Source organism: Streptomyces lasiicapitis (assembly GCF_014646335.1).
Lineage (GTDB): Bacteria > Actinomycetota > Actinomycetes > Streptomycetales > Streptomycetaceae > Streptomyces > Streptomyces lasiicapitis.
The window spans coordinates 412,100-438,882 of sequence record NZ_BMNG01000005.1 but is presented as its reverse complement, the minus strand read 5'-3'; the positions used below and the strand labels follow the sequence as shown (position 1 = coordinate 438,882).

Annotated in this window: 27 protein-coding genes; 13 read left to right on the top strand and 14 right to left on the bottom strand. The window is 69.8% G+C overall.

From position 1 onward, the window contains the following. Positions 1 to 42 precede the first annotated feature (42 nt). Complete coding sequence (locus IEY91_RS13625; RefSeq protein ID WP_373287942.1) at positions 43 to 1,080, top strand: metallophosphoesterase; 1,038 nt, start codon at positions 43 to 45, stop codon at positions 1,078 to 1,080. 254 nt (positions 1,081 to 1,334) lie between these two features. After that, a complete protein-coding gene (locus IEY91_RS13620) occupies positions 1,335 to 2,222 on the top strand; it encodes a hypothetical protein (protein WP_164323052.1) in 888 nt (295 codons plus the stop codon). Between the two features lie 248 nt (positions 2,223 to 2,470). Here IEY91_RS13620 and IEY91_RS13615 read toward each other — a convergent pair whose 3' ends face one another. Together IEY91_RS13615 and thiC are read right to left on the bottom strand one after the other, a co-directional pair. Continuing rightward, on the bottom strand, positions 2,471 to 3,913 hold the full coding sequence (locus IEY91_RS13615; RefSeq protein WP_189174117.1) for a VWA domain-containing protein: 1,443 nt from the start codon (positions 3,911 to 3,913) through the stop codon (positions 2,471 to 2,473). Positions 3,914 to 4,091: 178 nt separating this feature from the next. Beyond that, entirely contained in the window at positions 4,092 to 5,879 is a 1,788-nt protein-coding gene (thiC, locus tag IEY91_RS13610) for a phosphomethylpyrimidine synthase ThiC (RefSeq protein WP_189174116.1), read from the bottom strand. Positions 5,880 to 6,097: 218 nt separating this feature from the next. On the opposite strand from thiC, the gene IEY91_RS13605 reads away from it, so the two are divergent. After that, complete coding sequence (locus IEY91_RS13605) at positions 6,098 to 7,489, top strand: YibE/F family protein (RefSeq protein ID WP_189174115.1); 1,392 nt, start codon at positions 6,098 to 6,100, stop codon at positions 7,487 to 7,489. Positions 7,490 to 7,647: 158 nt separating this feature from the next. On the opposite strand, the gene IEY91_RS13600 is transcribed toward IEY91_RS13605, so the two are convergent. From IEY91_RS13600 to IEY91_RS13585, 4 genes are all read right to left on the bottom strand, one after another. Then, the gene (locus IEY91_RS13600; protein ID WP_164323044.1) at positions 7,648 to 8,082 is read right to left on the bottom strand and encodes an SsgA family sporulation/cell division regulator; all 435 of its coding nucleotides are present in this window, start codon (positions 8,080 to 8,082) and stop codon (positions 7,648 to 7,650) included. Positions 8,083 to 8,186: 104 nt separating this feature from the next. Continuing rightward, entirely contained in the window at positions 8,187 to 9,053 is an 867-nt protein-coding gene (locus IEY91_RS13595; RefSeq protein ID WP_229696926.1) for an IclR family transcriptional regulator, read from the bottom strand. 196 nt (positions 9,054 to 9,249) lie between these two features. Next, positions 9,250 to 9,465, bottom strand: a complete 216-nt coding sequence (locus IEY91_RS13590; RefSeq protein WP_189174114.1) for a DUF5326 family protein — start codon at positions 9,463 to 9,465, stop codon at positions 9,250 to 9,252. Between the two features lie 191 nt (positions 9,466 to 9,656). Continuing rightward, positions 9,657 to 9,974: a cupin domain-containing protein gene (locus IEY91_RS13585; RefSeq protein WP_030357805.1), complete on the bottom strand. Its 318-nt coding sequence runs from the start codon at positions 9,972 to 9,974 to the stop codon at positions 9,657 to 9,659. A gap of 71 nt (positions 9,975 to 10,045) precedes the next feature. Between IEY91_RS13585 and IEY91_RS13580 the strand changes: the two genes are divergently transcribed. The 5 genes from IEY91_RS13580 to IEY91_RS13560 all read left to right on the top strand — a co-directional run bounded on the left by IEY91_RS13580 (position 10,046) and on the right by IEY91_RS13560 (position 13,950). Further along, entirely contained in the window at positions 10,046 to 10,426 is a 381-nt protein-coding gene (locus tag IEY91_RS13580) for a phage holin family protein (protein ID WP_164323039.1), read from the top strand. A 130-nt stretch (positions 10,427 to 10,556) separates the two neighbouring features. Continuing rightward, complete coding sequence (locus IEY91_RS13575; protein ID WP_229696948.1) at positions 10,557 to 10,997, top strand: low molecular weight protein-tyrosine-phosphatase; 441 nt, start codon at positions 10,557 to 10,559, stop codon at positions 10,995 to 10,997. Then, on the top strand, positions 10,994 to 12,298 hold the full coding sequence (locus tag IEY91_RS13570) for a cystathionine gamma-lyase (protein WP_189174112.1): 1,305 nt from the start codon (positions 10,994 to 10,996) through the stop codon (positions 12,296 to 12,298). The genes IEY91_RS13575 and IEY91_RS13570 overlap by 4 nt, the downstream gene beginning before the upstream one ends. 204 nt (positions 12,299 to 12,502) lie before the next feature. Then, on the top strand, positions 12,503 to 13,408 hold the full coding sequence (locus tag IEY91_RS13565; RefSeq protein ID WP_164323033.1) for a LysR family transcriptional regulator: 906 nt from the start codon (positions 12,503 to 12,505) through the stop codon (positions 13,406 to 13,408). A gap of 59 nt (positions 13,409 to 13,467) precedes the next feature. Further along, positions 13,468 to 13,950: an NUDIX domain-containing protein gene (locus IEY91_RS13560; protein WP_164323031.1), complete on the top strand. Its 483-nt coding sequence runs from the start codon at positions 13,468 to 13,470 to the stop codon at positions 13,948 to 13,950. A gap of 60 nt (positions 13,951 to 14,010) precedes the next feature. Here IEY91_RS13560 and IEY91_RS13555 read toward each other — a convergent pair whose 3' ends face one another. Both IEY91_RS13555 and IEY91_RS13550 read right to left on the bottom strand, forming a co-directional pair. Beyond that, positions 14,011 to 15,642, bottom strand: coding sequence for a globin domain-containing protein (locus IEY91_RS13555; protein ID WP_189174111.1), 1,632 nt, complete (start codon positions 15,640 to 15,642; stop codon positions 14,011 to 14,013). A gap of 354 nt (positions 15,643 to 15,996) precedes the next feature. Next, on the bottom strand, positions 15,997 to 16,668 hold the full coding sequence (locus tag IEY91_RS13550; protein ID WP_189174110.1) for an HAD family hydrolase: 672 nt from the start codon (positions 16,666 to 16,668) through the stop codon (positions 15,997 to 15,999). A gap of 76 nt (positions 16,669 to 16,744) precedes the next feature. Here IEY91_RS13550 and IEY91_RS13545 point away from each other — a divergent pair, with 76 nt between their 5' ends. Next, a complete protein-coding gene (locus IEY91_RS13545) occupies positions 16,745 to 17,326 on the top strand; it encodes a DUF2269 domain-containing protein (protein WP_189174109.1) in 582 nt (193 codons plus the stop codon). A 5-nt stretch (positions 17,327 to 17,331) separates the two neighbouring features. Beyond that, positions 17,332 to 18,228: a GNAT family N-acetyltransferase gene (locus IEY91_RS13540; RefSeq protein WP_189174108.1), complete on the top strand. Its 897-nt coding sequence runs from the start codon at positions 17,332 to 17,334 to the stop codon at positions 18,226 to 18,228. A 114-nt stretch (positions 18,229 to 18,342) separates the two neighbouring features. Here the strand turns inward: IEY91_RS13540 and IEY91_RS13535 are convergent, their stop codons facing one another. Together IEY91_RS13535 and IEY91_RS13530 are read right to left on the bottom strand one after the other, a co-directional pair. Beyond that, positions 18,343 to 18,765, bottom strand: coding sequence for a GlcG/HbpS family heme-binding protein (locus IEY91_RS13535; RefSeq protein WP_164323021.1), 423 nt, complete (start codon positions 18,763 to 18,765; stop codon positions 18,343 to 18,345). A gap of 47 nt (positions 18,766 to 18,812) precedes the next feature. Then, on the bottom strand, positions 18,813 to 20,030 hold the full coding sequence (locus tag IEY91_RS13530; RefSeq protein WP_164323019.1) for an MFS transporter: 1,218 nt from the start codon (positions 20,028 to 20,030) through the stop codon (positions 18,813 to 18,815). 201 nt (positions 20,031 to 20,231) lie between these two features. Here IEY91_RS13530 and IEY91_RS13525 point away from each other — a divergent pair, with 201 nt between their 5' ends. After that, positions 20,232 to 20,690 carry a MarR family winged helix-turn-helix transcriptional regulator gene (locus IEY91_RS13525; RefSeq protein ID WP_164323016.1) on the top strand — a complete coding sequence of 153 codons (459 nt, stop codon included), beginning with the start codon at positions 20,232 to 20,234 and terminating at the stop codon, positions 20,688 to 20,690. Positions 20,691 to 20,775: 85 nt separating this feature from the next. After that, the gene (locus IEY91_RS13520; RefSeq protein ID WP_189174107.1) at positions 20,776 to 21,228 is read left to right on the top strand and encodes a GNAT family N-acetyltransferase; all 453 of its coding nucleotides are present in this window, start codon (positions 20,776 to 20,778) and stop codon (positions 21,226 to 21,228) included. A 204-nt stretch (positions 21,229 to 21,432) separates the two neighbouring features. On the opposite strand, the gene IEY91_RS13515 is transcribed toward IEY91_RS13520, so the two are convergent. From IEY91_RS13515 to IEY91_RS13505, 3 genes are read right to left on the bottom strand one after another with little or no spacing between them, the layout of a single operon-like run. Then, positions 21,433 to 22,806 carry a serine hydrolase domain-containing protein gene (locus IEY91_RS13515; RefSeq protein ID WP_189174106.1) on the bottom strand — a complete coding sequence of 458 codons (1,374 nt, stop codon included), beginning with the start codon at positions 22,804 to 22,806 and terminating at the stop codon, positions 21,433 to 21,435. Between the two features lie 53 nt (positions 22,807 to 22,859). Further along, positions 22,860 to 23,630, bottom strand: a complete 771-nt coding sequence (locus IEY91_RS13510) for an alpha/beta fold hydrolase (protein WP_229696925.1) — start codon at positions 23,628 to 23,630, stop codon at positions 22,860 to 22,862. A gap of 50 nt (positions 23,631 to 23,680) precedes the next feature. Then, a complete protein-coding gene (locus IEY91_RS13505) occupies positions 23,681 to 24,655 on the bottom strand; it encodes a helix-turn-helix transcriptional regulator (protein WP_189174104.1) in 975 nt (324 codons plus the stop codon). 62 nt (positions 24,656 to 24,717) lie between these two features. On the opposite strand from IEY91_RS13505, the gene IEY91_RS13500 reads away from it, so the two are divergent. Next, positions 24,718 to 25,071, top strand: a complete 354-nt coding sequence (locus IEY91_RS13500; RefSeq protein ID WP_164323007.1) for a YybH family protein — start codon at positions 24,718 to 24,720, stop codon at positions 25,069 to 25,071. Positions 25,072 to 25,161: 90 nt separating this feature from the next. Here the strand turns inward: IEY91_RS13500 and dnaB are convergent, their stop codons facing one another. Further along, a complete protein-coding gene (dnaB, locus tag IEY91_RS13495; protein ID WP_164323005.1) occupies positions 25,162 to 26,637 on the bottom strand; it encodes a replicative DNA helicase in 1,476 nt (491 codons plus the stop codon). Positions 26,638 to 26,783 lie beyond the last annotated feature (146 nt).

The following is a 26,783-nucleotide window of genomic DNA, read 5'->3' as shown; positions in this document are numbered from 1 at the left end:
CCGCAGGCTCCCGTACGGCAGCAGACCCCCGTACAGCAGCCGCTGGAGCAGCACCGCCCCGTACAGCCGCAGAGCCCGGCGCAGCCGCAAGCCCCCGTGCAGCCGCAGGCCGCCGCGCCCCACCCCGGGTCCGCCGGTGAGGCCTCGGACGGATACACGCCCACCGAGCGGGACCTGCCGGTCATCAACCGCGGTGACACCGTGCAGGTCGAGGTGCGCGAGATGCCCGAGCCGCCGCCCGCGCCGGACCCCGGCGGCATGGGCCCGCTGTACGTCGTCGGCGACGTGCACGGCTACCTGGACGAACTCGTCGCCGCCCTCGCCGCCGAGGGCCTGATCGACGCCGAGGGCAACTGGGCCGCGGGCAACACGCGGCTGTGGTTCCTCGGCGACTTCACCGACCGCGGGCCCGACGGCATCGGCGTCATCGACCTGGTGATGCGCCTGTCCGCCGAGGCCGCGGCCGCCGGCGGCTACTGCAAGGCGCTCATGGGCAACCACGAGCTGCTGCTCATCGGCGCGAAGAAGTTCGGCGACACCCCGGTCAACTCCGGCGCGGGCACGGCCACGTTCCAGGCCGCCTGGCTCCTGAACGGCGGCCAGAAGACCGACATGGAGCGCCTGGAGGACCACCACCTGCAGTGGATGGCCCGCCTCGACGCCATCGAGGAGGAGGACGGGCACCTGCTCGTGCACTCCGACACGACCGCGTACCTCGACTACGGCGACTCCATCGAAGCCGTCAACGACACCATCCACGAGGCGCTCACCCGCAACGACCCGGACGAATACTGGGACCTGTTCCGCAAGTTCACCAAGCGCTTCGCCTTCCGCGACGACTCCGGCGCGGCAGCCGTACGCGAACTCCTGGACGCCTACGGCGGCAGCCGCATCGTCCACGGCCACAGTCCCATCCCGTACCTCCTCGGTGAAGTCGGCTCCGAATACGACGGCGACGACGACGGGCGGCCGGTCATCGAGGGCCCGCACATCTACGCCGAAGGCCTGGCCATCGCCATGGACGGCGGAGTGACGATGGCCGGAAAGCTCTTGGTCTGCCAACTCCCGCTGGACGGCTGAGAGTTCCGGCTTCGCCGGAAGCTGAAATTTCCGGCTCGGGCCGGAAGGACGAGATTTCCGAACGTTCGTATCGAACGTTCACGGGGCACGTGCCCCTATACAGGATCTCGCTGGCCAGAGGGCCAATTCTGGTTAACCCCTGTCACCGCGTGCCGTCACCGCTCTACCATCGCCTTATCCGTAGCAGGCTCCCCTCCGTTTCTGCCCGACGGCTCGTAGCCATGCGAGCCCCAAGCCCTACGGAGCATCGGGGGATGCACATGAACAGCGCTCCACATCTGCTCAATGAGGACCGCCCCCAGTACGAGCGGGTCCTCGATGAGGCGCTGCGCACCGCACCGAACCACCCGGAGCTGGCCGCGGTGGGCCAGCGACTCAACCCCGAGCAGCTGCGCACGATGGCTCTCAACGCCACCGCTCTGATCACGGCCGCCGCCGCGGCCGAGTATCACCACTACGTGAAGGTCCGTGAGGAACTGCGCGACCCCGGACCCTCGTCGTCCTCATCGGTCCGTGAAGGGAGCGGATCAAGTTCCAGCTCGACCGAATCCGGATCCGGCGGCATCAGCCTCGCCACCACCATGGGCGAGGTCACCGAGACCGCGGGTGCCGGACTGGTCGCGGTCATCGCGGTGCTCGCGCCCGTCCTCGCCGGGACGGCCGCCGCGATCTTCCTGCTCGTCGGCTACATCCTGAAGATGCTCGACCCCGAGCCCGCCTTCGCGGACACCCTGCTCACCGCCGGGTGGCTGTTCGGCGCGCTCACGGCCGCCGCCATCCTGGTCGCCGCGGTCGGCCTGCTCCTCACCGCCCTGCGCAACGGCTCCACCTCTCTCCAGGCAGGCTCGCACCATGAGCGGGACGAGGCGGTGGACCGGGCCAGGGAAGCCTGGTGCCAGGCACTCCTGGAGCGTGGCATCCTGCCGTTCCTGCGTGAGGCACTCGCGGACCCGGACGCGTCAAAGGCGCCCGCGACCCGCGCGTCGTCGCCGGGACCGGCCGGGCGCATGCCCCAACTCGGCTATCACAGGCCGGGATTCAGCAGCCCGGACGGCGGCTCGACCACTGGGACCCGCCCGAGCTACAGCAGCCCGGACTTCTCGAGTCCGGACTACGGAGGGCCCGAGCACCCCCCGGAGTAGCCCTTAAGTGAAACCGGACGCCGGAGGTCAGGAACCGGCGCCGGTCCGGACGCCGGTCATCGCAACCGACGCCGGAGAGGACGGTCGGCAACGGCGGCCGGCCGGTCGAACACGGGCCGGAAGCCCCCGCGCGGGGGCTTCGGCGCGCCGCCGTCGGCGGATGGCGGCGCGAAGGCCCGGCCTCGCACAGAGCCTGCCCCCGCCACGGCCTCAGCGCTCTGAGGGAACCTGGCGCGTGGGCGCCTTCCTCAGAGAATCCCGGCCTGACGCGCGGCCGCCATCCAGTCCGGGAACTCGGACAGCAAACGGTCGTACAACTCCGGATCCGGAACCGTACTGATGTCGTCCACCGCGAAGAACCCGACATTGTCGACACGGCGCCCCGGCAGCGTGTCGAACCGCTCCAGCACCCCGTAGTTGGACCGCCCCAGACCCACGAACTGCCAGAAGATCGGCTCCTCCACGGCGTCCCGAAGCTCCCGCTCGATCTCCTCATTGCGGTAGACGCCACCGTCCGAGAAGAACAGCACCAGTGTGGGAGCGGCGGTCGGGTTCTCCCTCACGTACGCCCTCACCTGGGCGATGACCTTCTGCTCCTCGTTCTGAATGCCGACCGACCGCATGTCGACCTGATCGTCCCGAAGTCCCTTCTTCCGCTTGCCGGGACGGTAGAAGAGCCCCACCTCACCGACCCGCACATGCAGCCGCAACCAGTCGGGCAGCTCCCCGATGGTCAGATCGGCCAGCCGGGCCGGGTTCGAGGCGAACGTCCACGCCTGCATCTCACCGTCGTCGTCCAACTGCGCGGCCACGGCGGCCATGCGCTCCACGACATCGGCCACGATGCCCTTCGAATACAGGAACGACATCGACCCGGACGCATCGAGTACGAGAATGACGCGCGCCGTGACCCCCTCCGCGCCGTGCTTGCGCAGACTGACCGCCACCTGCTCCTTGCGGAGCGACAGCCGCTTGCGCATGTCTACGGGGAGCTGGTCTTCGCCCTTGATGAGGCGGGGGCCGGGAGGTGCTGCGGGCGCGGGCGGGGTGGCAGGGGCCACGGGGGCCGCAGCGGCCACCGAACTCGCAGGAGTCACAGGAGCCCCGGCGGTCCCGGCAGCCCTGTCAGCCCCGGCAGCCCCTGAACCAACCGGAGCATCATCCACCGTGATCCCGAAGTCCGTCGCCAACCCGGCAAGCCCGGAATCGTACCCCTGCCCCACCGCGCGGAACTTCCACTGCCCGCCGCGCAGATACAACTCGCCGCCTATGAACGCGGTCTCGGTCGTAGCCGCCATGTCGAAGCGCGCGAGCTCGGCCTGGGTCACCGCGTCGAGCAGCCGCAGCGTGAGCCCGGACATCTGCCCGAACGTCCCGCCATCGGCCGACGCACAGATCAACACCCGCTCGACCACGGACTCCAGGGCATGCAGATCCACCTCGACCGTGTCCGTCGTCACCCCGGCGGCACTGTGTTTGCCCAAATGCCGTACGGTGCCGGACGCATGCCGCGGTTGGTTGTAGAACACGAAGTCGCCGTCGTCGCGTACGCGTCCGGCCGAGGTGAGCAGCAGCGCCGACGCATCGGCGACGGGCCCGCCCGCCCCCTCGGCCCAGCCGAGCTCGGCCCGCACCGCGGAAGCCCCGACGGGAAGATTGGCACCCTTGCTCAGGGAACTACTGGCAGTCATACGCCCAGTCTGCCCAGCCCGACGGCACGGGGACACCGCGTTCACCGATCTCTGACGGACGACGGCCGCGATGCCCAGGCCGGGTTGGGCAGCGGGTGGGGCAGCGCGGTCCAACCCGGCACCGCGAACCAACCCAGCACCGCGTCCCGACCCGGCACCGCGGCGCCGTCCGCCCAGCTCACTCAGCCAGCGGCAAATACACCCGATTCCCCGCCGCCGCGAACTCCTTGGACTTCTGCTCCATGCCCTCCTCGATCTCCGTCTTCGTGGTGCCGTGCTCGCGCCGGATGTCCTGCGAGATCTTCATCGAGCAGAACTTCGGCCCGCACATCGAGCAGAAGTGCGCCGTCTTCGCGGGCTCCGCGGGCAGCGTCTCGTCGTGGAACTCCCGTGCCGTGACCGGGTCCAGGGCGAGGTTGAACTGGTCCTCCCAGCGGAACTCGAACCGCGCGTCCGACAGCGCGTCGTCCCAGTCCTGCGCGCCCGGGTGCCCCTTGGCGAGGTCCGCCGCGTGCGCCGCGATCTTGTACGTGATGACGCCCGTCTTCACGTCGTCCCGGTTGGGCAGGCCCAGGTGCTCCTTCGGCGTCACGTAGCAGAGCATCGCCGTGCCCCACCAGCCGATCATCGCGGCGCCGATGCCGGAGGTGATGTGGTCGTACGCGGGCGCGATGTCCGTGGTCAGCGGGCCGAGCGTGTAGAACGGCGCCTCCTCGCAGATCTCCTGCTGGAGGTCGATGTTCTCCTTGATCTTGTGCATCGGGACGTGACCGGGGCCCTCGATCATCGTCTGTACGTTGTGACGCTTGGCGATCTGGTTGAGTTCCCCGAGCGTGCGCAACTCCGCGAACTGCGCGTCGTCGTTGGCGTCCGCGATCGACCCCGGCCGCAGGCCGTCGCCGAGCGAGTACGTCACGTCGTACGCCGCGAGGATCTCGCACAGCTCCTCGAAGTGCTCGTACAGGAAGCTCTCCTTGTGGTGCGCGAGGCACCACGCCGCCATGATCGAGCCGCCGCGCGAGACGATGCCGGTCTTCCGGTTCGCCGTCAGCGGGACATACGGAAGGCGCACGCCCGCGTGCACCGTCATGTAGTCCACGCCCTGCTCGGCCTGCTCGATGACCGTGTCCTTGTAGATCTCCCAGCTCAGCTCCTCGGCCTTGCCGTCGACCTTCTCCAGTGCCTGGTAGAGCGGCACCGTGCCGATCGGCACGGGGGAGTTGCGCAGGACCCACTCGCGGGTCGTGTGGATGTTGCGGCCGGTGGACAGGTCCATGACCGTGTCCGCGCCCCACTGGGTCGCCCACGTCATCTTGTCCACCTCCTCCTCGATGGAGGAGGTGACCGCCGAGTTGCCGATGTTCGCGTTGACCTTCACCAGGAACTTCTTGCCGATGATCATCGGCTCGATCTCCGGGTGGTTCACGTTCGCGGGCAGCACCGCCCGGCCCGCGGCGATCTCGTCCCGTACGACCTCGGGCGCCATGTTCTCCCGGATGGCCACGTACTCCATCTCCGGCGTGATCTCCCCGCGCCGCGCGTACGCGAGCTGCGTCACGGCCTGGCCCGCGCGGCCCCGGCGCGGCTGGCGCGGGCGGCCGGGGAAGACCGCGTCGAGGTTCCTGAGGCCCCCGCGTGGCGAGGTGTGCTTGATGCCGTCGTCCTCGGGGCGGACCGGGCGGCCCGCGTACTCCTCGGTGTCGCCGCGGGCGATGATCCAGTTCTCCCGGAGCGGCGCGAGGCCCCTGCGGACGTCGGTGTCGATGGCGGGGTCGGTGTACGGCCCCGACGTGTCGTACAGCGTCACGGCCTTGCCGTTGGTGAGGTGCACCTGGCGGACCGGCACACGCAGGTCCGAGCGCGAGCCCTCCGGGCCCGTCACGTACGCCTTGTGCCAGCCGATGGACTTCCCGCCCTCAGCACCCTCGGTGCTGGAGGCAGGCGTGCGTGCGTCCGATGTGGTCATGTGACCTACTCCCTACGCCGGCATTACCCGGTAACAGGTTCGGCGGTCGACGCAGCGGTTTCCGTACGTTCCGAACCGGTTCCTGCCCGTTCGTACGGAGGTCAGCGCCCTCTCAGCCCGGTGCTCCGAGCTCCCGCGATTGCAAAGGTGCCTCCACGCTAGCGTCATATCGGGCGCGGTGAACAGAGGGCCCCCACCGTTCTTGCGATGATCGGGCCGTGACCACACCACCGCCGCCCACCGGGCCCCCCACCCCGGAGCCGCACGGCCATTCGCACAGTCACGGCCCTGCCGCCCCCGTGTCCCAGCATCTGCGCAAGGTCATCGCCGCCGTCCTGATCCCCTTCACCACCGCCGTCCTCGTCGGCCTCGTGGTGCTGTGGCCCGGCGGCGCCCCGGACCACGAGCGCACCGGTGTCGGCTTCGACCGGCAGACCCAGTCGGCCACCGTGACCAAGCTGGAGAAGCTCCCCTGCAAGGACTTGAACGCCTCGCAGCCCCCGCCGAACGGCGACACCTCCACCGCCGAGGGCCAGTCCGCGCAGTCCCGCGCTGACGGCACCTGCGGCAGGGCCACCATCAAGGTCACCAGCGGCTCGGACAAGGGCCGCACCTTCACCGAGGTCATCCAGCCGGATTCGCCCCGGCAACTCCACAAGGGCCAGGGCGTGGTGGTCGCCTACGAGCCCAAGGCCCCCAAGGACCTCCAGTACTCGGTCACCGACGTGAACCGCAAACTCCCCATGGCCCTCCTCGCCGGCATCTTCGCCCTGGCCGTCGTCGTGGTGGGGCGGCTGCGCGGAGTCATGGCCCTGGTCGCCCTCGCGGTGAGCTTCCTGGTCCTGACCTTCTTCATCCTCCCGGCGATCCTGCAGGGCTCGAACCCGCTGGTCGTGGCCGTGATCGGCGCGAGCGCCATCATGCTGTGCGCGCTCTACATGTGCCACGGCCTGACCGCGCGCACCTCCGTCGCGGTACTCGGCACCCTCATCTCCCTCCTCCTCATCGGCCTGCTCGGCTCCCTGTTCATCGGCTGGGCATCCCTGACCGGCAACACGGACGACAACACCGGCCTGATCCACGGCCTCTACCCCGACATCGACATGAGCGGCCTGCTCCTCGCCGGCGTCATCATCGGCTCCCTCGGCGTGCTCGACGACGTCACCGTCACCCAGACCTCCGCCGTCTGGGAACTCCACCAGGCCAACCCGACGATGGGCTGGCGCGGCCTGTACCGCGCGGGCATCCGCATCGGCCGCGACCACATCGCCTCGGTCGTCAACACCCTCGTCCTCGCCTACGCGGGCGCCGCCCTGCCCCTCCTGCTGCTCTTCTCCATCGCCCAGAGCAGCGTCGGCACCGTCGCCAACAGCGAGCTCGTCGCCGAGGAGATCGTGCGCACCCTCATCGGCTCCATCGGCCTCGTCGCCTCCGTCCCCGTCACCACCGCCCTCGCGGCCCTGGTCGTCTCCGCCGACCGCTCCGGCCCCGCCACCGCGCCGGCAACCGCCCCGCTGGCCCCTTCGGGCCCCACACCTCCCGTCCCCTCCGACCGACCCGCTCCCCGCCGCCCGTCCCTGGGCGGAAAGGGCCGCCGCCGCAAGACGTGAGCCCGCGGCGCCGCCGCACCGCCAGGCCGACGCCGACGCCCACGCCGACCAGTCCGCACCGCAGCACGCACCCGCACCCGCACCCGCACCCGCAAGCCGATGCCATGAAATGCCCTGATCCGCCGACATCCAGGGCCCGTTGAACCCGGCCGACCGGGTCAGCCCGCGCTCTGCTCCGCGAGAATCCGGTCCAGCGCCTCGTCGAGATGCGTCTCGAAGTCGATCAGTGTCCGCTCCTGTCCCAGCGGCACCAGCTTGTCCGTCCGGTCGAGGAAGGCGAGCAACGGCGGGATGCCCACTCTGAACAGCGCCTGATCAGGACCCACTTGAAGCCGGATCAGCGCCTCCTCCAACTGCTCGGGGTCGGTCGGCGCGATGCGCACATCCCCGTCCCCGCACGCCCTGCCCACTCCGTCCACCAGGAGCTCCCGCCCGAAGGCCCAGGTCACCGGGACATCGCCGGGGAGGTGGAAGGTCAACCGCACGGCATAGGGATCTCGCGTCTCGTACCGCAGTTCCACCGGGATGCGGAACGACAGCTCCTCCGACACAAGGAAGCTCATCATGACCTCTGCCTGGACCGACTCTCGCATCGCCGCCTACCCCGTCACTAGCCTTCTTGATGGCGCAGGAACCAACTCCCTGACACTCATGGCATCTTGCTTAACGTACACACCAGATCACAAGGAGTGAGTTTTCAGATGCTGATAGAGAAGCCGAGTGTCCGTAGTAGCTTTCCGATCTCCTCCTGCAACAGGCGTGCCGCGGGCAGCAATCGGTCGGCCTGAGCGGACGGTACGGAGATCGCCAAAGTGGCCGCAGTACTGCCCACCGTGATCGGAATGGCCGCGCAGACCGTCCCCAGCGCGTACTCCTGATACTCCACCACCGGCGTCATCCGGCCCCTCGCGTCCAGCCGCCGCAGCAGCGTCCGATCGTCACGCACCGTGTTCGGCGTGAGGGAGCGCACCGGGTGGCGGTCCAAGTGGTCCCGCCGTGCCTCGTCGTCCAGTTGAGCGAGCAGGCACTGGCCGATCGCGTGGGCGTGACCGGTCTCGCGGAAGTCGGCCCACTCCTCGACGGCCGGATTGCCCGAGGTGTCGGCGACGGACACGACCTCGATCTCGCCGTCCTGGTAGATGGCGAAGTACAGGGGCACGCCGATGACATCACGCCAATGCGCCAGCGTTTCACCGATCATGACGCGACGATTCTGCTCCGCCGCTCCCGTACTCAACCGCTCGGCCGCGTCGCCGAGCACGAACACCCCTTTCTCCCGGCGGAGATAGCCTTCGTGGTTCAGCGTCCGCAGCAGGTGATACGCCGTGGGAAGGGCTAGGCCGGCCTCTCGGGCCAGTTGCTTCGCGGGCGCTCCGCCCGGGTGCGATGCGGCTGCCTCGAGCAGGCGCATCGCCCGTTGCACGGAGCCGATGAGGGTGGGCGCGACGGCGGTGTGGCCAACGGCCGCCGCGGTGGCGTCGGTTGACGGTTCGTCGCCCGAAGTTGCCTCGCTCGGGGGGACGGTGGGCTGGACGTGGGCGGGTGCGTCGTCAACCGAGGCCATGGGTCACTCCCGAAGCACATGGGGGGTCCACCCGCGCCGGAGGCCACGGGTGGGGGCAGTGGGCCCGCCTGCGGGGATTCCCCCGCGTCGGTTTTCGGACTCTAACCCTTGGCCACCGCTGGCAAGCGCCCTGGCGGAAAACTTCCCCCTGGGGAGGGAACCCTTGCTTCCCCTTTCGCCTGTCGCCGTGTGCCGATCACCAGTCGCCGCGTGACGAGGACGAGCTGGATATGAACTTCCGTACGACGTAGACGAGTCCGCCGACGAGGGCCACGAACAGCAGCAGCTTGAAGAGCAGCGTGAAGACGAAGCCGATCACGCTCGCTATGACACTGCCGAAGACGACCAGGGCGACCAGCGGCACCGCGATCCACTTCACCCACCACGGCATACCCGCGAAGATCTCTCGCATTGCCCTCGCCCTTACCTTTCTCACAGATTTCGGGGAACTCCGCTGCTGAGCAGATTTCCCATCTCACGCATTCGATGCTAGGTCGGAAAAAGCCAGTTCGGGGCCGTGCGATCCCTTGTACTCCCCTGACTCGCCCCCTAGGGAACCCCGAGGCAGGAGCCCTGAGGCGGCCACGAGGGGAGACGCCGCCGTCACCGCTCCGGCGGCGAGAACACGACAAGGACCCGCAGGTCCTCGCTGATGTGGTGGAACTTGTGGGGCACCCCCGCCGGCACGTACACGACACTGCCGCGCGCGACCTCCGTCGTCTCCATCCCCACCGTGATCGACGCACGGCCGCTGACGACCATGTACACCTCATCCTGCCGGTGCGGCTGCTGCGGGTCGCTGTCGCCCGCGTCCAGCGCGTAGAGCCCGACCGACATGTTCCGCTCCCGCAGAAACTGCAGATACGCGCCGTCATTCGCGGCGCGTTCCGCCTCCAGCTCGTCCAGTCGGAATGCCTTCATCGCTCTTCTGCGCCCCTTGCCCCAGGTCGTGGACCGACCACTGTTTCCTCACGTCTGCCACGATCAGACACATGAAGAATTTCGTAGTCAAGACGATCGCCAACGCAGTGGCCCTGGCCGTCGCCGTGTGGCTGCTTGACAAGATCACGCTCACCGGCGACAGCACGGGCAAGAAGACCCTCACACTGCTCGTGGTCGCGCTGCTGTTCGGTCTGGTGAACTTCCTGGTCAAGCCCGTGGTGCAGGTCCTGACGTTCCCCCTGTTCATCCTCACGCTCGGCCTGATCACCCTGGTGATCAACGCCCTGATGCTGCTGCTCACGTCCTGGCTGGCGGACAAACTCGACGTCAGCTTCCACGTCGAGGGGTTCTGGACCGCCGTACTGGGCGGCCTGATCATCTCGATCGTGTCCTGGGCGCTGAACGTCGCCCTCCCCGACCACAAGGACTGACCCACCCATGCCCCGCGCCTCCGCGTCCACGTCGTCCGCCCCATCTGTCCAGTCCGGCCGGTCCGGCCACTCCGTCCAGGCGCCGTTCGCCGTCTGCTTCGTGTGCACCGGCAACATCTGCCGCTCGCCCATGGCCGAGTCGGTCTTCCGCGCGCGGATCCGTGACGCGGGGCTCGACGGGCTCGTCGTGGTGGACAGCGCGGGCACCGACGGCTGGCACGAGGGCGACGGCGCCGACCCGCGCACCGTCGCCGTCCTGGAGGCCGCGGGCTTCGACGCCGACCACGTGGCCCGCCGGTTCCGGACGGACTGGTTCGCCCGGCTCGACCTGGTCATCGCCCTGGACCGCGGCCACCAGCGCTCCCTGCGCCGCCTGGCCCCGACCCCCGAGGACGCGGACAAGGTGCGCCTGCTGCGCTCGTACGACCCGTTGGCGTACGACGAACTGGACGTGCCCGACCCGTACTACGGGGACGCCGACGGCTTCGAGGAGTGCCTGACAATGGTGGAGGCGGCGAGCGAGGGCCTGCTCGCCGCGGTACGGGACGCGGTGGAAGGACGAGCGGCATGACGGACGCGGAGCGAATACCGGAGCCGGAGCCTGCGACTGGCCCCACGCGGACCGACGAGGTCACTTCCGCGCCGAAGACCGGCGACGGCACCCGGGCGGTGCGGGCCGGGCTCCCCGAACCCGCGAAGTACGAGCCGACGCTGCCGGGCCCGGTGTTCGCGGCCCACTTCCACCTCCCCGGCGACCCGACGGGCCCGTACGCGTACGGACGCGACGACAACCCGACATGGACCCACCTGGAGCGCGCCATCGGGGAGCTCGAATCCCCGGCGGCGGCCGGCGCGCGCTCCGAAGGCGACGCGCGCTCCGGGAACGACGCGGGCCCTGGGGACAACGCGGGCCCCGGCGTCTCTCCGGCCGTGGAGACGCTGGTCTTCGCGTCCGGGATGGCCGCGATCTCCGCGGTGCTTTTCTCCCAATTGCGCGCGGGCGACGCCGTGGTGCTGCCTGACGACGGCTACCAGGCACTGCCCCTGGTGCGCGAGCAGCTCACGGCGTACGGCATCGAGGTACGCACCGCGCCCACCGCCGACGACGCGCAGCTCGACGTGCTCGACGGCGCCCGCCTCCTGTGGATCGAGACGCCGTCCAACCCGGGGCTCGACGTGTGCGACATCCGCCGCCTCTCCGACGCCGCCCACGCGCGCGGCGCCCTGGTCGCCGTCGACAACACCCTCGCCACGCCTCTCGGCCAGCGCCCGCTGGAGCTCGGCGCCGACTTCTCCGTGGCCAGCGGCACCAAGCAGCTCACCGGGCACGGCGACCTCCTCCTTGGGTACGTGGCCTGCCGCGACGCCGAGCTGATGGCCGCCGTACGGCGCTGGCGCAAGATCGTCGGGGCCATTCCGGGGCCGATGGAGGCCTGGCTCGCCCACCGCTCGCTCGCCACGCTCCAGCTCCGCGTCGACCGGCAGAACGCCACCGCCCTCACCCTCGCGAAGGCCCTGCGCGACCGCCCCGAGGTGACCGGCCTGCGCTATCCGGGGCTGCCCGACGACCCCTCGTACAAGATCGCGGAGCGGCAGATGCGGCGCTTCGGGTGCGTGGTCTCCTTCGAACTGCCTTCACGCGCGCGTGCCGAGCGTTTCCTCGCGGCGCTGCGGCTCGTGGACGACGCGACGAGCTTCGGCGGCGTACGGTCCACTGCCGAGCGGCGTGGGCGGTGGGGCGGCGACGCGGTGGCGGAGGGCTTCATCCGCTTCTCCGCCGGTGCGGAGGACGCCGAGGATCTGGTGGCGGATGTGCTGCGTGCGCTCGACGAGACGGCGGACCAGCCGGACCACGGAGCGACAGCCAACTGACCGCGTACGGGAGCCTCCTACGCACAACGGACGGTCCGAGCCTCCCCCCTCGTGGCTCGGACCGTCCCGGTTCCGCGTGCGAAGAACCGCGCGAACAAGGCTAGTTGACTCTGTGTCAGTGTCCAATCACAGTAGCGACAGCAACCTATCGACAAATTTATAGTTGGGCGGGCGCCGGGGGCCGACTGAGAAGAGGGTGGCGACATGGACTTGGCCCTGTTGCGCACATTCGTGACCGTGCACCGGGCTGGGTCCTTCACGCGTGCGGCAGCTCTCCTCGGGCTGTCCCAGCCCGCCGTGACCTCACAGATCCGCACGTTGGAGCGGCAGCTCGGCCGTCCGCTCTTCCTGCGCCAGGCCCGTGGCGTGACCCCCACGACCATGGGCGACGAGCTCGCCCACAAGGCCGCCCCGCACCTCGACGCGCTCGTCGAGATCGCCGAGGCCGGGCTCGACGAGGACTCTTCCGTCCGTACGCTCCATCTGGCCGGGCCACCGGAGTTCACAGCCGAACGCGCCCTTCCGGCCCTCACCGCGCTGACCGGCCACGACGGACAGGGTTTCGCGCTGCGCGCGTCGTTCGGCAACGCCGAGGAGGTCCTGGAGGGGCTCGCCGCCGGGCACCACGACCTGGCCATCACCACGGCCCGGTCACGAGGAGCGCTGCTCACCGCGACGCCCCTGTGCGACGAGGAGCATGTGCTGATCGCCGCTCCCCGCTGGGCCGCCCGGCTCGGCCCCGGCAAGCTGCGCCGCAAAGGCGCGGTCACGGTCGAGAACCTGCCGGTGGTGGAGGTGCACGAGTCGCTGCCGCTCGTCTCGCGCTACTGGGCCGCCGTCTTCGACTCCCGTCCCGCCGCGTCGGGCGCCGTGATCGTGCCGGATCTGCGGGCGGTGCTCGCCTGCGTGATCACGGGCGCCGGGCTCGCCGTGCTGCCCCGCTATCTGTGTGCCGCGGCCCTGGAGCGCGGCGACGTCGTGGCGCTGCTCGATCCGGCGGTGCCGCCCCTGCGTACGTATTTCCTCGTCGTACGCACCGGCACACTCGCCATGCCGCATATCGCGCGGGCGCACGAGTGGCTGCTGCGTGCTGCCGCCGACTGGTCCTGAGGACAGCCCCAGCAGACCCGCGATGTTTCACGTGGAACAGTCCGGGCCACATTTCTCCCATGACCGTCCGACCCGTGGTCAAGCGCACCGCACGTGCCGTCCTCCTCGATGGGGACGACCTCATCCTGATCAAGCGGACCAAGCCCGGCGTGGATCCGTACTGGCTCACTCCGGGCGGCGGCGTCGAGACGGAGGACGCGACCGTCATCGACGCCCTGCACCGGGAAGTGCACGAGGAACTCGGCGCCAAGATCATCGATGTGGTGCCGTGCTTCGTGGACACGGTCGAGCACATCGGCGAGGACGGCGGCGCGACCGGCGTGAAGGTGCAGCACTTCTTCGTCTGCCGCCTGGAGTCCATGGACGCGGCGCTGCGGCACGGCCCCGAAGTCGACCACCCCGACGGTGAGTACGAGATCGTGCGGGTGCCGTTCACCCGCGTCGGGATCGCCTCGGTCCATCTCGTCCCGCTGTCGCTGCGGCACTATCTGGACGGCAACATCGAGGGCGTACGGGCGATGCACGCGCCCGACCTGGGCTGAACGTCAGCCATGGGCGCCGAGTCCTGCTTCTGAGCTCCGGGTGCTGACCGTGTGCGGGGGCTAGTCGCCCGCCGCGACCAGTTCCTCCACCGCGTCGTGCCGGATGCGGCCTGCGGGAATCCCCACGTCCCGCAGCGCGTCCACGCCGCTGCGGATCATCCCGGGCGGGCCCGAGAGATACGCGTCGTACTCGTTCCACGGGCCGTACTCCCGCACCGCGTCCGGCAATTGGGCCCGGTTGTCGACGATGGGGCGGACGGCCAGCCACGGGTGGGTCTGCTGCAGGCGCAGCATCGTGTCGATGTCGTACAGGTCGTGATCGGTGCGCGCGCCGTAGAACACCTCGACCGGGCGCCGCCTGCCATGCTCGGCGACGTCCTCGACAAGCGCCTTGATGGGCGCGATGCCGGTACCGCCGCCCAGGCAGAGCAGTCCGCTGCTGGTGGAGTGGTCCACGGTCATCGAACCGGCCGGCGGGCCGAGCCGGACCACGTCCCCGGGCCGGGCGCGGTGCACCAGCGCGTTGGAGACCCAACCCGCCGGGATCGCCTTCACGTGGAAGGACAGCAGCCCGTCGGAGCGGGGCGCCGACGCGAAGGAGTAGTGCCGCCATATGCGCGGCCACCAAGGCGTTTCCAGGCTTGTGTACTGGCCCGCCAGGAACGGGTACGGCTGGTCGGGGCGGACCGTGACGACAGCGATGTCGGGCGTCCTGAGGTCGTGCGAGACGACCTCCGCGTACCACCAGGCAGGGGCGCGCAGTTCGTCCTCGGCGGCCGCGTCGATCATGACCTGGGAGATCGTCGTGTACGTCCGGACCCAGGCCGCCTCGGTCTCGTCGTCCCAGACGGCGCCGGCGTACCGGCTCAGCGCGCCGATCAGGCACTCGCCGACGGCCGGATAGTGCTCGGCCTGCGTGCCGTACTTGCGGTGTCCGCGGCCGAGGTTGCGCAGGTAGGCGACGAGTACGTCGGCCTGGTCGATATGCTCCGCGGCGGTCAGCAGCGCCTTCAGGAGCCGGTCGCGCTGGGTGTCCATCGCGGCAGGGAACAGGCCGCGCAGATCCGGGTGGCGGGTGAAGAGGAGCGCGTAGAAGTACGAGGTGACCTTGTCGGCGACGGGTCCGATCTCGGCCATCGTGCGCTGGACGCGGGCGGCGTCGGGGGAGGCGTTGGGGCCTTGGGGGGCGGGCGCGGCAGGCTCGGCGGGTTCAGCGGGTTCAGCGGGCTCGGCGGGTTCAGCGGGTTCAGCAGAGGCTTCGGCGGCGGCAGGGGCTGTGGGCGCAGCAGGAGCTTCGGGCGCGGCTCCCGCCACAGCCTCAACTACGGGGCTGGCGTTGGCGCTGGCGGCCTCCGCGACGGGCTCGGTGTCACCGGCAGCAACCTCGTCCTCGACGACCGGCTCCAAGACCGGTATTCGCTCCGACCCGGGCTCCGCAGCGCCCACCGCACCCGGCCTGCCCAGTGGCCGTATGGCGGACACTCTGCGCCCGGACGGCGACTCCCGTGGCCCGTTCCCGGGTTCGGCCCCTGACTCAGCCTGCTCCGCCGTGCGAGGCGACTCCGCGGCCTCCTGGTCACTCGGCGTTCTACGTGGTGTGAACCAGCCGCCAGAACCGCCGTTGTCCCCGGAAGTGCCGTTGCCAGCCGACGTGGTGGTCGGAGCGTCCATGCTGTGCCTCGCCTCGAACATCTCTCAGTCGGTCCGTGCACTTCCTCGCCGGAAGGTGCGTGCTTTCCCCGCTCCGCCTCGGCAGCCCATGTCGACCACATTGAACCCTGGTGTCCCAAGACCTACGGACAAGTAGGGAAAGAATGTGACATTGGCCGCAGTCATCTCACCCGCAGCGTCGCAGCCGCGTCCATTGTGCGGAGCACAAAGCCCGAAGTACGGGTTCTCGATCTCTTTGCCCCGTTAAGCTTTGTTGATCTGCGTCCGCGCCCTCTCGGGTGCGCCTTCCACGCCCCTGGCTCGAACCTTCTCCGCCCCTGGCTTGAACCGGAGTCGACCATACCGGCCGACGTCCTGCGCACAAGTACCCTTCCTTCACTCGGAATTCAAGGGTCCACCCCCGTCAATTGCCTCGATTACCGGCGTGCGCACCAATTCGTACGCCTTCCACAAATCGCGCCCGACATACGCATGCGTGGCCAGGTCGACCAGCCGCGGATCCGCATTGACCGCGACCGAAACAGGCATTGCGGCGAACAGATCCAGGTCGGACAGCGAGTCTCCATACGCAACGCAGTCGGCCCGGCCCACCCCGAACTCTTCACAGAGCCGGTTCGCGATCTTCACCTTGGCCGCCGCGTTGAGAATGCCCGCGGGATTCACGGGTTCGGCGAACGGCACGGCCGGGAACCGCGATCCGTACGCGGCATGGGCACCCCACTCCAGCAGCCGCTCCACGAAGAACGACGGCGACAGCGAGACAACGGCGCAGTAGTCGCCGTTCGCACGGATCTCGTCCCAGGTCTCGCGTATGCCGGCCAGCCAGGGAGCCCCGTCGAAGGCCGCCGCCACATGGGAGTCGGTGAGGCCCGCCCAGAGGTCATGCACCCGCACCGCGTACCCACGCGAGTCAATACGCCCCGCGACGAAGTCCCGCTCCAGCTCCGCGATCTCCCGGTCCAGGCCCAACTGCCGGGAGATTTCCACGGGCGCGGCGGTGCCGTACAGCAGCGTTCCGTCCAGATCAAAGAGATGCAGGCGTGCCATGTACGCCGAGGCTAGTACCCGGGGTTACTCCCGCTGTCAGACGCCCCTGGCCGCTTCTCCCGGCAACGTGTTTCACGTGAAACTTCGCCGCCCCGCACGCCGGGCCACCCTCGTCGTCCATGTCACAGCCGCCGCCGGCTGGCTCGGGCTCACGCTCGGGCTCGTCGCACTCGCCGCGGCCGCGATCACCACCGATTCCGCCCCGACCATCGAAGCCTCCGTCCGCGCGATGAAGGTCTTCACCGACTGGCTCGTAGTCCCCCTGGCCTTCGTCACGCTGCTGAGCGGTCTGCTGCTCTCGCTGGGGACGCCCTGGAGGCTCGCGCGGCACCGCTGGGTCTATACGAAGTTCTGGCTGACGCTGGCCACCACCATCGCGTCGACCTTCGCGTTGCGGCCGGGCGTCAATGACGCTGTGGCGACCGTGTCCGCCGGAGAACCGCTGGCCAGCTCGACCGACCTCATCGCCGGCCCCATCGTCTCGCTGAGCGCGTACCTCTTCATGACGGTCATCTCGGTCCTCAAGCCCTGGGGGCTGACCCGGCGCGGCCGCCGCCTGCGCACCACCCACCAGGCTGACCAGAAACAACTTGGCCAAAAGCAACGTGCTTCTACCCACAAAAAGGTGGACGCCGAGGTCATGCGTCAGACAGCCTGACCCGCGTGTCGACACCTACCCTCTCCGCACTGCCCATCCGCAGGCTGACTCCCCGCGATCTCGCGGCCTGCGCCGATCTGTCCGAGGACCGCGGCTGGCCCCGCGAGGAACACAAATGGGGCCTGCTGCTCTCGGCCGGAACGGGCTACGGCATCGACGACCCCGACGGCCCCGGCCTGATCGCCGCGTGCGTCGTGACCCAGTACGGACCTCTTGAGAACCCCGGACTCTCGGCGATCGGCATGGTGCTGGTCGCCGAGCGTCATGCCCGCAAGGGCATCGGACGCCATCTGATGCGCTACGTCACCGATTCCGCGGGCACCACCCCGCTCACCCTGCACGCGACACCGAACGGCCGTCCCCTGTACGAGCAGCTCGGCTTCAAGACGGTGGGCCGCGCCGAGATGCTCCGCGGCCACTTCACGCCTTCATCTTCATCTTCGGCCTCAGCCTCGGCCGACGGGACTCCAGGCATCACCACCCGAGCGGCGACCGCGGAGGACCTGCCCACCCTCATCAGTCTCGACACCGAGGTCTTCGGCCTGGACCGCACGCACGTGCTCACCCGCCTGCCCGCCTTCACCGACCAGTTCAGAGTCGCGGAGGCGAACGGCGAGATCATCGGCTACGCGGGCGCGTGGCCGAACATGGAGACCCATGTCGTCGGCCCCCTCATCGCCCGTGACACGGAGACGGCGAAGGCACTCATCGCCTCGCTCGGCGCCCGCACCGACCGGCCGCTGCGCACCGACATCGACGTACGCCACGAGGAACTGCTGACCTGGGCGAAGGAGCACGGCTTGGAGACTGTCGCCTTCAACGCCGTGATGACGTACGGCATCCAGGAACTGCCAGGCGACTGGACCCGCCGATTCGCGCCCCTGACGGTGGCCGCGGGCTGAGCTGACGCCCGTCACCGGGGGCTCGCGGTCAACGCGTCGAAGCCCGCCCTCAAGTGCCATGGTTCTTCTGGCACTTGAGGGCGGGCTTCAGTCACGTACGGGGGGATACCCCGGCTACGCGAGGGCCTTCACGGCAGCCGTCGCGAAGCCGTGGTCCTGCTCCGGGGCACCGCCGCCGACGCCGATCGCGCCGATGAGGCGGCCGTCGCGGTGGACGGGCACGCCGCCCGCGATGAACAGGAGCGGCCGGTCGAGCGCCGTCGGCAGGGTGTGGAACGGCCCGCCAGGCTGCACCGCGTCGACGAGGTCGGCGGTCGGGGCGTTGAGCTGGAGGGCGGTGAACGCCTTGCGGGTGCTGGTCTCCCCGGAGATCAGTACGGCCCGGTCGTCGCGTCGGAAGGCCAGGAGGTGGCCGCCCGCGTCGAGGACGGTGACGCTGACCGTGACGTCCGCGGCTTCGGCGGCGCGGTGGGCGGCGGCAACGAGGGCTTCCGCGTCGCTGGTGGTCAGGGGGGTGACGGCCGTGGTGGTGCTCATGAGGGGGTTCTCCTTGATGGTGCTGTGAGGTGGGGTGAGGGAAGTGGTCAGTGGTGCGCGGGCGCCGGGACCTCGGCCGCGGGCGCGACACCGGCAGCGGCGACGACCTTGCTGGGAGCGGTGGACCGGCGCTCCAGGGCGGCCGAGAGGACGGCCAGGCCGAGGGCGGAAGCGGCGAGGGCGGCGCCCACCCAGTTCGGGGCGGTGTAGCCGAAGCCGCTGGAGATCACGATGCCGCCGAGCCAGGCCGCGAGGGCGTTGCCGAGGTTGAAGGCGCCGATGTTGGCGGCCGACGCGAGGGTCGGTGCCGCGGAAGCCTGGTCGAGGACCCGCTTCTGCAGCGGCGGCACCGTGGCGAAGCCGAGCGCGCCGATCAGCATGACGGAGACGGCGGCAGCGACCTTGTTGTGCGCGGTGACCGTGAACAGGGCGAGCACGACGGCGAGGGCGCCGAGCGAGATGTACAGCATCGGCATCAGGGCGCGGTCGGCGAACTTGCCGCCGATCAGGTTGCCGGCGACCATGCCGAGGCCGAAGAGGACGAGGAGCCAGGTCACGGAGGACTCCGCGTAGCCCGCGACGTCCGTCATCATCGGCGTGATGTACGTGATGGCCGCGAAGACACCGCCGAAGCCGAGGACGGTCATCGCCATGGCCAGGAGCACCTGGACGTTGCGGAAGGCACCGACCTCGTCGCGCAGCCGTACGCCTTCGGGCTTGGGCAGGTCCGGCACGAGCTTGGCGATACCGGCGAGGCCGAGGACGCCCAGGGCGGCGACGATGACGAAGGTGACGCGCCAGCCGATGGCCTGCCCGACGAGCGTGCCGAGCGGCACACCGACCACGTTGGCCACGGTCAGGCCCGTGAACATCATGGCGATCGCGCCCGCCTTCTTCTCCGGGGCGACCAGCTCGGCCGCGACCACCGAGCCGATGCCGAAGAAGGCGCCGTGGGCGAGCGAGGCGACGACGCGTCCGGCGAGCATGACACCGAAGACCGGGGCCACTGCGGAGATCAGGTTGCCCACGATGAAGAGCCCCATCAGGAGCATCAGCATCCGCTTGCGGGTGATCCGCTGGCCCAGGACGGTCATGAGCGGGGCGCCGACGACGACGCCGAGCGCATAGCCGGTGACGAGCAGACCGGCGGTGGGGATGGAGACGTCGAAGTCACCCGCGACCTGGGGAAGCAGTCCCATGATCACGAACTCGGTGGTCCCGATTCCGAAGGCCCCGATCGCGAGGGCCAGAAGCGCGAGAGGCATGGCGTTACCTTCCAGACGGTTGCAGGTGCGCTTAACGTGCGTCCACAATAGTTGCAGACGCGGGATAAATGCAAGCGCCGGATATTGCAGTGGTGGACTATCCTGGACGGAGCCGCTCGGAGACAGGGCTGGACGCGGCGGAACGCGGCCGCTCAGAGCCCCGGGAAGACGGCAGGGACGCCGGAAGACGGAGGAACAGTCATGACAGCGACAGACCCGGCACTCACCGCCCTCGCCCAGGGCTGGTGCGCGCTCTCCCTGCTCCACGGGAAGATCGAGACCCATGTCGAGCGTGCGCTCCAGGCCAAGCACGACCTGAGCGTGCGGGAGTACAGCCTGCTCGACGTCCTCAACCGCCAGCACGACGGCGAGGGCGGCCATCTGCAGATGAAGCAGGTCGCCGACGCGGTCGTCCTGAGCCAGAGCGCCACCACGCGCCTGGTCACCCGCCTCGAGGAGCGCGGACTCCTGTCACGCTATCTGTGCCCGACGGACCGGCGCGGCATCTACACGGACGTCAGCGAGAGCGGGTCCGCGCTCCTCGCCGAGGCCCGCCCCACCAATGACACGGCGCTGCGCGAGGCCCTGGACGAGGCCGCCAAGAACCCCGAGCTCGCCCCGCTGGTCAAGGCCGTCGAGGCGGTGCGCACCCCCGCGTAGCGGGACCTCACGCCCCGCTGGGCGCCGGCATGCAGGCCCCGGCTGGGCCCGGCATGCCCGATCGGGCGCCGCATAAGCTGCGGCCATGGGAGATCTTGAGATACGACCTGCCGTGGCCGACGACATCCCCGCGATCGTGGCAATGCTCGCCCACGACCCGCTGGGCGCCCAGCGAGAATCCCCGGACGACCTGACGCCCTATCTGCCGGCGTTCGAACGGCTCGCCGCGGACCCCAATCAGCACCTGGTCGTCGCCGTACGCGAAGGCCGCGTCGTGGGCACGCTCCAGCTCACGATCGTGCCGGGGCTCTCGCGGCAGGGCGCGACTCGGTCGATCATCGAAGCAGTCCGCGTGCACGCGGACGAGCGGGGCGGCGGGCTCGGAACCCGCTTCATCGAGTGGGCCGTCGAGGAGTCCCGGCGCCAGGGCTGCCAGCTGGTGCAACTGACGTCCGACGCCACACGTACCGACGCGCACCGCTTCTACGAGCGCCTTGGGTTCACGGCTTCGCATGTGGGCTTCAAGATGCAGCTCTGAATCACGCGGGCTCGCCGGTCGCCGACGCACGGCTATCTGTGGCGGGGTGTCGTGTTTCACGTGAAACACGACACCCCAGCACTCCTTGGGGGCGCCACAGGGGGCCTCAGCAGCCGTCACAAGCCCATGGGGCTCTGCGTCCTGCCGGGACCGGGGCCGCGCCCCGACCCGGCGTACCGCAAGTTCCGCCCTGCCCGGCTCTGCCTACGCGAGCCCTCGCCAACCCTCCGGGTCCACGCCGCCCGGCACCGGCGCCTCCGTGTCGTACGGCTTGCGGGTGAAGACGAACGACGCCAGGTCGAGGTGGCTGACCGAGCCGTCCGCCCGTCGCACGGCCTCCAGCCGCTCGCCCGCGAAGTACCCGTCGAGCCCGGTCCACGTCCCGTCCCCGTTGGGCCGGAACCGCGAGCCGCGCCCCCCGCCCGCCAGCGGCCCCACCACGACCGCGCCATCGGCCGCGAGGCGCAGCACGAACACGCTCGTGCCCCAGTACCAGGGCCCCGCCAGCTCCAGCACGGCCTGGTCGACGTCCGGCAGCGGCCGCCACGGCTCGGGAATGCGCGGCTCGGCCTCCGCCACGATCCGCAGCAGATCCGCGGCCACCAGGGCCACCGGCAGGCCGGACGTGCAGTTGGCCAGCGTCACCGCCGCCAGCCCGTCCTTCTCGCTCGTCCACAGCGCCGCGACGAACCCGGGCAGCGAACCCGCATGACCGGCCAGCGTGTACCCCTTCCCACCGATCAGATCGACGCCAAGGCCGTACGTCCGCTCCCACTCCCCGGCCTCAGCGGGTCCCGCCGGCCGCTTCATCTCACGGACCGATTCCACCCCGAGCACCCGGTCGTCGCCCTCCATCAGGAAGACGGCGAACCGAGCCAAGTCAGCCGTCGTGGACCACAGTTGGCCAGCCGGAGCCATCAGCCCCAGATCCTGCGTGGGTTCGGGCAGCAGGACGTCCGCCCAGGGGTGCACGGCCCAGCCACCGGCGTGCGGGGCCTGCGGCTCCCCGCTGGTACGGCGCAGACCGAGCGGTTCCAGGACCTCACGGCGCAGGACGTCCTCCCACGGTTCGCCGCGCACCGCCTCGATCAGCGAACCGAGCAGGGTGTAGCCGGGGTTGGAGTAGTGGTGCCGCCGTCCGACGGGGTGCTTGAAGGGCTGTTCGCCGAGTACGTCAGCCAGCTCCGGGCGCAGGGACGCCGAGCTGCGCTCCCACCACTCGCCCGGGGTCTCCGCCCCCAACCCGCCCGTGTGCGAGAGGAGTTCCGCGATGGTGATCTCACCTACGCCGGTGCCCGGCAGATGCTTCTCCAGCGGGTCCGCGAGGTCGAGCACGCCCTCATCACGCAAACGCATCACGAGGACCGCGGTGAACGTCTTGGTGATCGACCCGATGCGGTACTGAACGTTCTCGTCCGGCGCGTGTCCTGCCACCGAGGTGCGGGCCCCGGTCCACACCAGCTCGCCGTCCCGGACGACCGCGGCGACCAGCGAGGGGGCCCGTCCCTCGGTCTGAGCGGTGGCGATGCGGTGGGTCAGGGACCGGCGTGTGCTGGGAAGCAGTTCTTCATGACTCATGGGGCCAGTTCATACGGGCTGATGCCGCGCGTCGAGCGAATTCCCGCGTACGGTCACAGGTCTTCGAGGAAGTCCCGGACCACGGCGGCGAATCCCGCCGGGTCGGTCTCGTGGACGGTGTGGCCGGTTGCGAGCTCGACGAGCCGCGCACGAGCGCGCCGCTCGACCATCTCCTTGGCGTGCCGACTGCTGAGCACGTTGCTGTGGCGGCCATGAACCAGTAGCGCGGGACAGCCGCCCGTCAACCAGTCGCCCCAGTGATCGCCGTTGAGCTGTCGCTGAGACGCGACCATGTCCCGCGGCTCGAAGGCCAGACCCCAGCCGTCCGCGTACTCACGGACAGCATCTGCGACGTACCGGGCCGAGCCGCCCAGCGCCTCCATCAGGGCGGCCCGCGTGGGCGAGCGGTCGGGCCAGGCCAGGCAGAAGGAGAGGTCGTCGTCGGTCTCGGCACCGATGTCCTCGACGACGAGAGCCCTGACGAGACGCGGATGCCGAGCCGCGAGCTGGTACGCGTTGACGCCTCCGAGCGAATGGCCGAGCACCACGGTGTCCGTGACCCCGAAGTGATCGAGAACCGCCGCGGCGTCACTGACATAGCCGTCGCGGGAGAAGTCCTCCGCCCGCTCCGATTCGCCGTGTCCCCGCTGATCGGGGGCGATCACCCGCCAGTCCGGGCCGAGTTCACGCGCCAGTCGCGTGAACGTGCTCCCTTCACCGAAGTGACCGTGCAGGGCGAGCAGCGGCTGGCCATGACCCCCGAAGTCGAGGCAGGACAGACGGCGACCGCCGATGCTCACGTTGTGCCGGGTTGGTTCCTCCACGGCGGTCACTCTGGCAGGGGGCACTGGCAGCGGTGGCGAGCCGCCGGGTCTCAGGAAGACCCTCCGTAGCAGGTGGCGATCGCGGCGGCGCGGTCGCGCAACGAGTCGCGCAGCCACTGCGGGGTCAGGGCCTCCGCGTTCGTGGCGAGCTGCCACACCGCCCATTCGGCGTGCCTCGAATCCTGGAAGGTCACCTCCAGCCGCAGCCAGCCGTCCGCGTCGGCTTCCTCGGCGAGGACGGCCAGCGCGGTGCCCACCAGGTCCTGCCGCCGCTCGGGGTGCACCCGTACCAGCACGGTGACTTGGTCGCCGCCGCTCCGGAACCGCGTGCTGCGTTCCTGCCAGGCCCGGTCCAGATCGACCCGGTCCGGTCGCTGTGCCGGTTCGTCGAGTTCCTCGGCGGCCAGGACCCGTGACAGCCGGTAGGTGCGGTCCGCGCCGGACCTCGTGGCCAGCAAGTAGCCCTGGCCGCGCACGGTGACCAGACCGATCGGATCCACCGTCCGCCACTTCGGGGCCTGGTCCACGGCCGCGTAGTGAATGCGCAACTTGTGTCCCGCGAACACCGCGCCCCGGACCTCGGCCACGACGGTGTCAGGCACCTCTTCCCCGACCAGCCGACGCGCGAGGAGATCGGTCTCCGGGTCGATGAGCAATCGCTCGGCCGCGCCGGCCGCGGTGGCCCGATAGCTTTCGGGCAGCGCGTCGACCACCTTGAGCATCGCCGAAGCAAGCGCCGAGCCGAGGCCGAACACCTGCGCGCCGCGCCGCGATCCGGCGACCAGCAGCGCAAGCGCCTCGTCGTGGTTCAGCCCGGTGAGCTCGGTCTGGAAACCGGGCAGCAACGCGAAACCACCGTGCCGACCGCGTTCGGCGTAGACCGGGACACCGGCCGCGGACAGCGCCTCGATGTCGCGCAGCACGGTGCGCGTGGACACCTCCAGCTCACGGGCGAGCGCGGTCGCGGACAGCCGACCGTGCTGCCGGAGCAGCAGCACGAGTGAGACCAACCGGTCGGCGCGCATGCGAAAACCGTACAGGGATACATGACACAGGGTGTCGCGTATTCGTTGCGAGGCTGATCAGCATGACAAACAAGGAACCGGCCACTGAGCCGAACGACCTGGGCAGGTACTTCGTCGAGCGCGCCAACGCGGGCGATGTCGACGGGCTGGTGGCGTTGTACGAGCCGGACGCCGTGCTGGCCTTCCCACCGGGCAACATCGCGACGGGACATGCGGAAATCCGCAAGGTGTACGAGCAGTTCGTCGCGGCCGCGCCAGTGCTCTCACCGGGCAGGCAGCACCCGGCGCTGGTGAGCGGCGACCTGGCACTGACCGCGGCCACGCTGACCAACGGCGACATCACCGTCGAGGTCGCCCGCCGCCAGCCGGACGGTTCGTGGCTGTGGGCCGCGGACCAGCCGACACTCGCGCCGTAGCGGGGCAGCGGGGCGGCGGTGGGCCGGCGCACCCGAGCCCACCGCCGCTCGGCAGGGACCCGCAGCCGGACCGAGCAAACCCACCCGCCGCTACGTCTGCGCCATGTCCACAAAGCGCGAGTAGTGGCCCTGGAACGCCACAGTGATCGTCGCCGTCGGGCCGTTACGGTGCTTGCCCACGATGATGTCCGCCTCGCCCGCGCGCGGTGACTCCTTCTCGTACGCGTCCTCGCGGTGCAGCAGGATCACCATGTCCGCGTCCTGCTCGATGGAGCCGGACTCACGCAGGTCGGAGACCTGGGGCTTCTTGTCGGTGCGCTGCTCGGGGCCACGGTTCAGCTGTGAGAGCGCGATGACCGGAACTTCGAGCTCCTTGGCGAGCAGCTTCAGGTTTCGCGACATGTCCGAGACTTCCTGCTGGCGGCTCTCGGCGCGCTTCGAGCCGCCGGACTGCATGAGCTGCAGATAGTCGATGATCACGAGCTTGATGTCGGCGCGCTGCTTGAGGCGGCGGCACTTCGCGCGGATCTCCATCATCGACAGGTTCGGGGAGTCGTCGATGTAGAGCGGAGCGGCCGAGACCTCGGGCATCCTGCGCGCGAGCCGCGTCCAGTCCTCGTCCGTCATCGTGCCGGAACGCATGTGATGCAGCGCCACACGTGCCTCGGCGGAGAGCAGACGCATCGCGATCTCGTTGCGCCCCATTTCGAGGGAGAAGATGACGCTGGGCAGGTTGTGCTTGATGGAGGCGGCCCGCGCGAAGTCGAGCGCCAGCGTGGACTTACCCATCGCGGGACGGGCCGCGATGACGACCATCTGGCCGGGGTGCAGGCCGTTGGTGAGCGAGTCGAAGTCGGTGAAGCCTGTCGGCACACCCGTCATCTCGCCGCTGCGCGAGCCGATCGCCTCGATCTCGTCGAGCGCGCCCTCCATGATGTCGCCCAGCGGCAGATAGTCCTCGCTGGTGCGCTGCTCGGTGACGGCGTAGATCTCGGCCTGGGCGCTGTTGACGATCTCGTCGACGTCGCCGTCGGCCGCGTATCCCATCTGTGTGATGCGCGTACCGGCCTCGACCAGGCGGCGCAGGACCGCGCGCTCGTGGACGATCTCCGCGTAGTACTCGGCGTTCGCGGCCGTCGGGACCGTCTGGACGAGCGAGTGCAGATACGAGGCGCCGCCGACCTTGGTGATCTCACCGCGCTTGGTGAGCTCGGCGGCGACGGTGATGGGGTCGGCCGGCTCGCCCTTGGCGTACAGGTCGAGGATCGCGATGAAGATCGTCTCGTGCGCCGGGCGGTAGAAGTCGTGGCCCTTGAGCACCTCGACGACGTCCGCGATGGCGTCCTTGGACAGCAGCATGCCGCCGAGTACGGACTGCTCGGCGTCGAGATCCTGCGGCGGAACGCGCTCGAAGGACGTACCACCGCCGTCCCAGGAGCTCTCCCGACCCCGGTCGTGCTGCTCCTCGCGGCCCCGGCCTCCGTCACGGCGCGGGCGGGAGACAGGCAGACGGTCCCCCGGACCGCTGTCGGCCCACGGGTCGTCCAAGGGCTCGGAAATACTCACCGGGCCACCTCCTCCCGTCCGCCACGCGGACCTCGCCGTGCCCCTCTTTCTTACGGCACGACACTGACAAATAAGGGGGCCCAACTCCGCTTCTGACGCGTCGGATTTGCGGGGTTTCCGCGATGGCAGGAAGAGGCGGGCGCCGG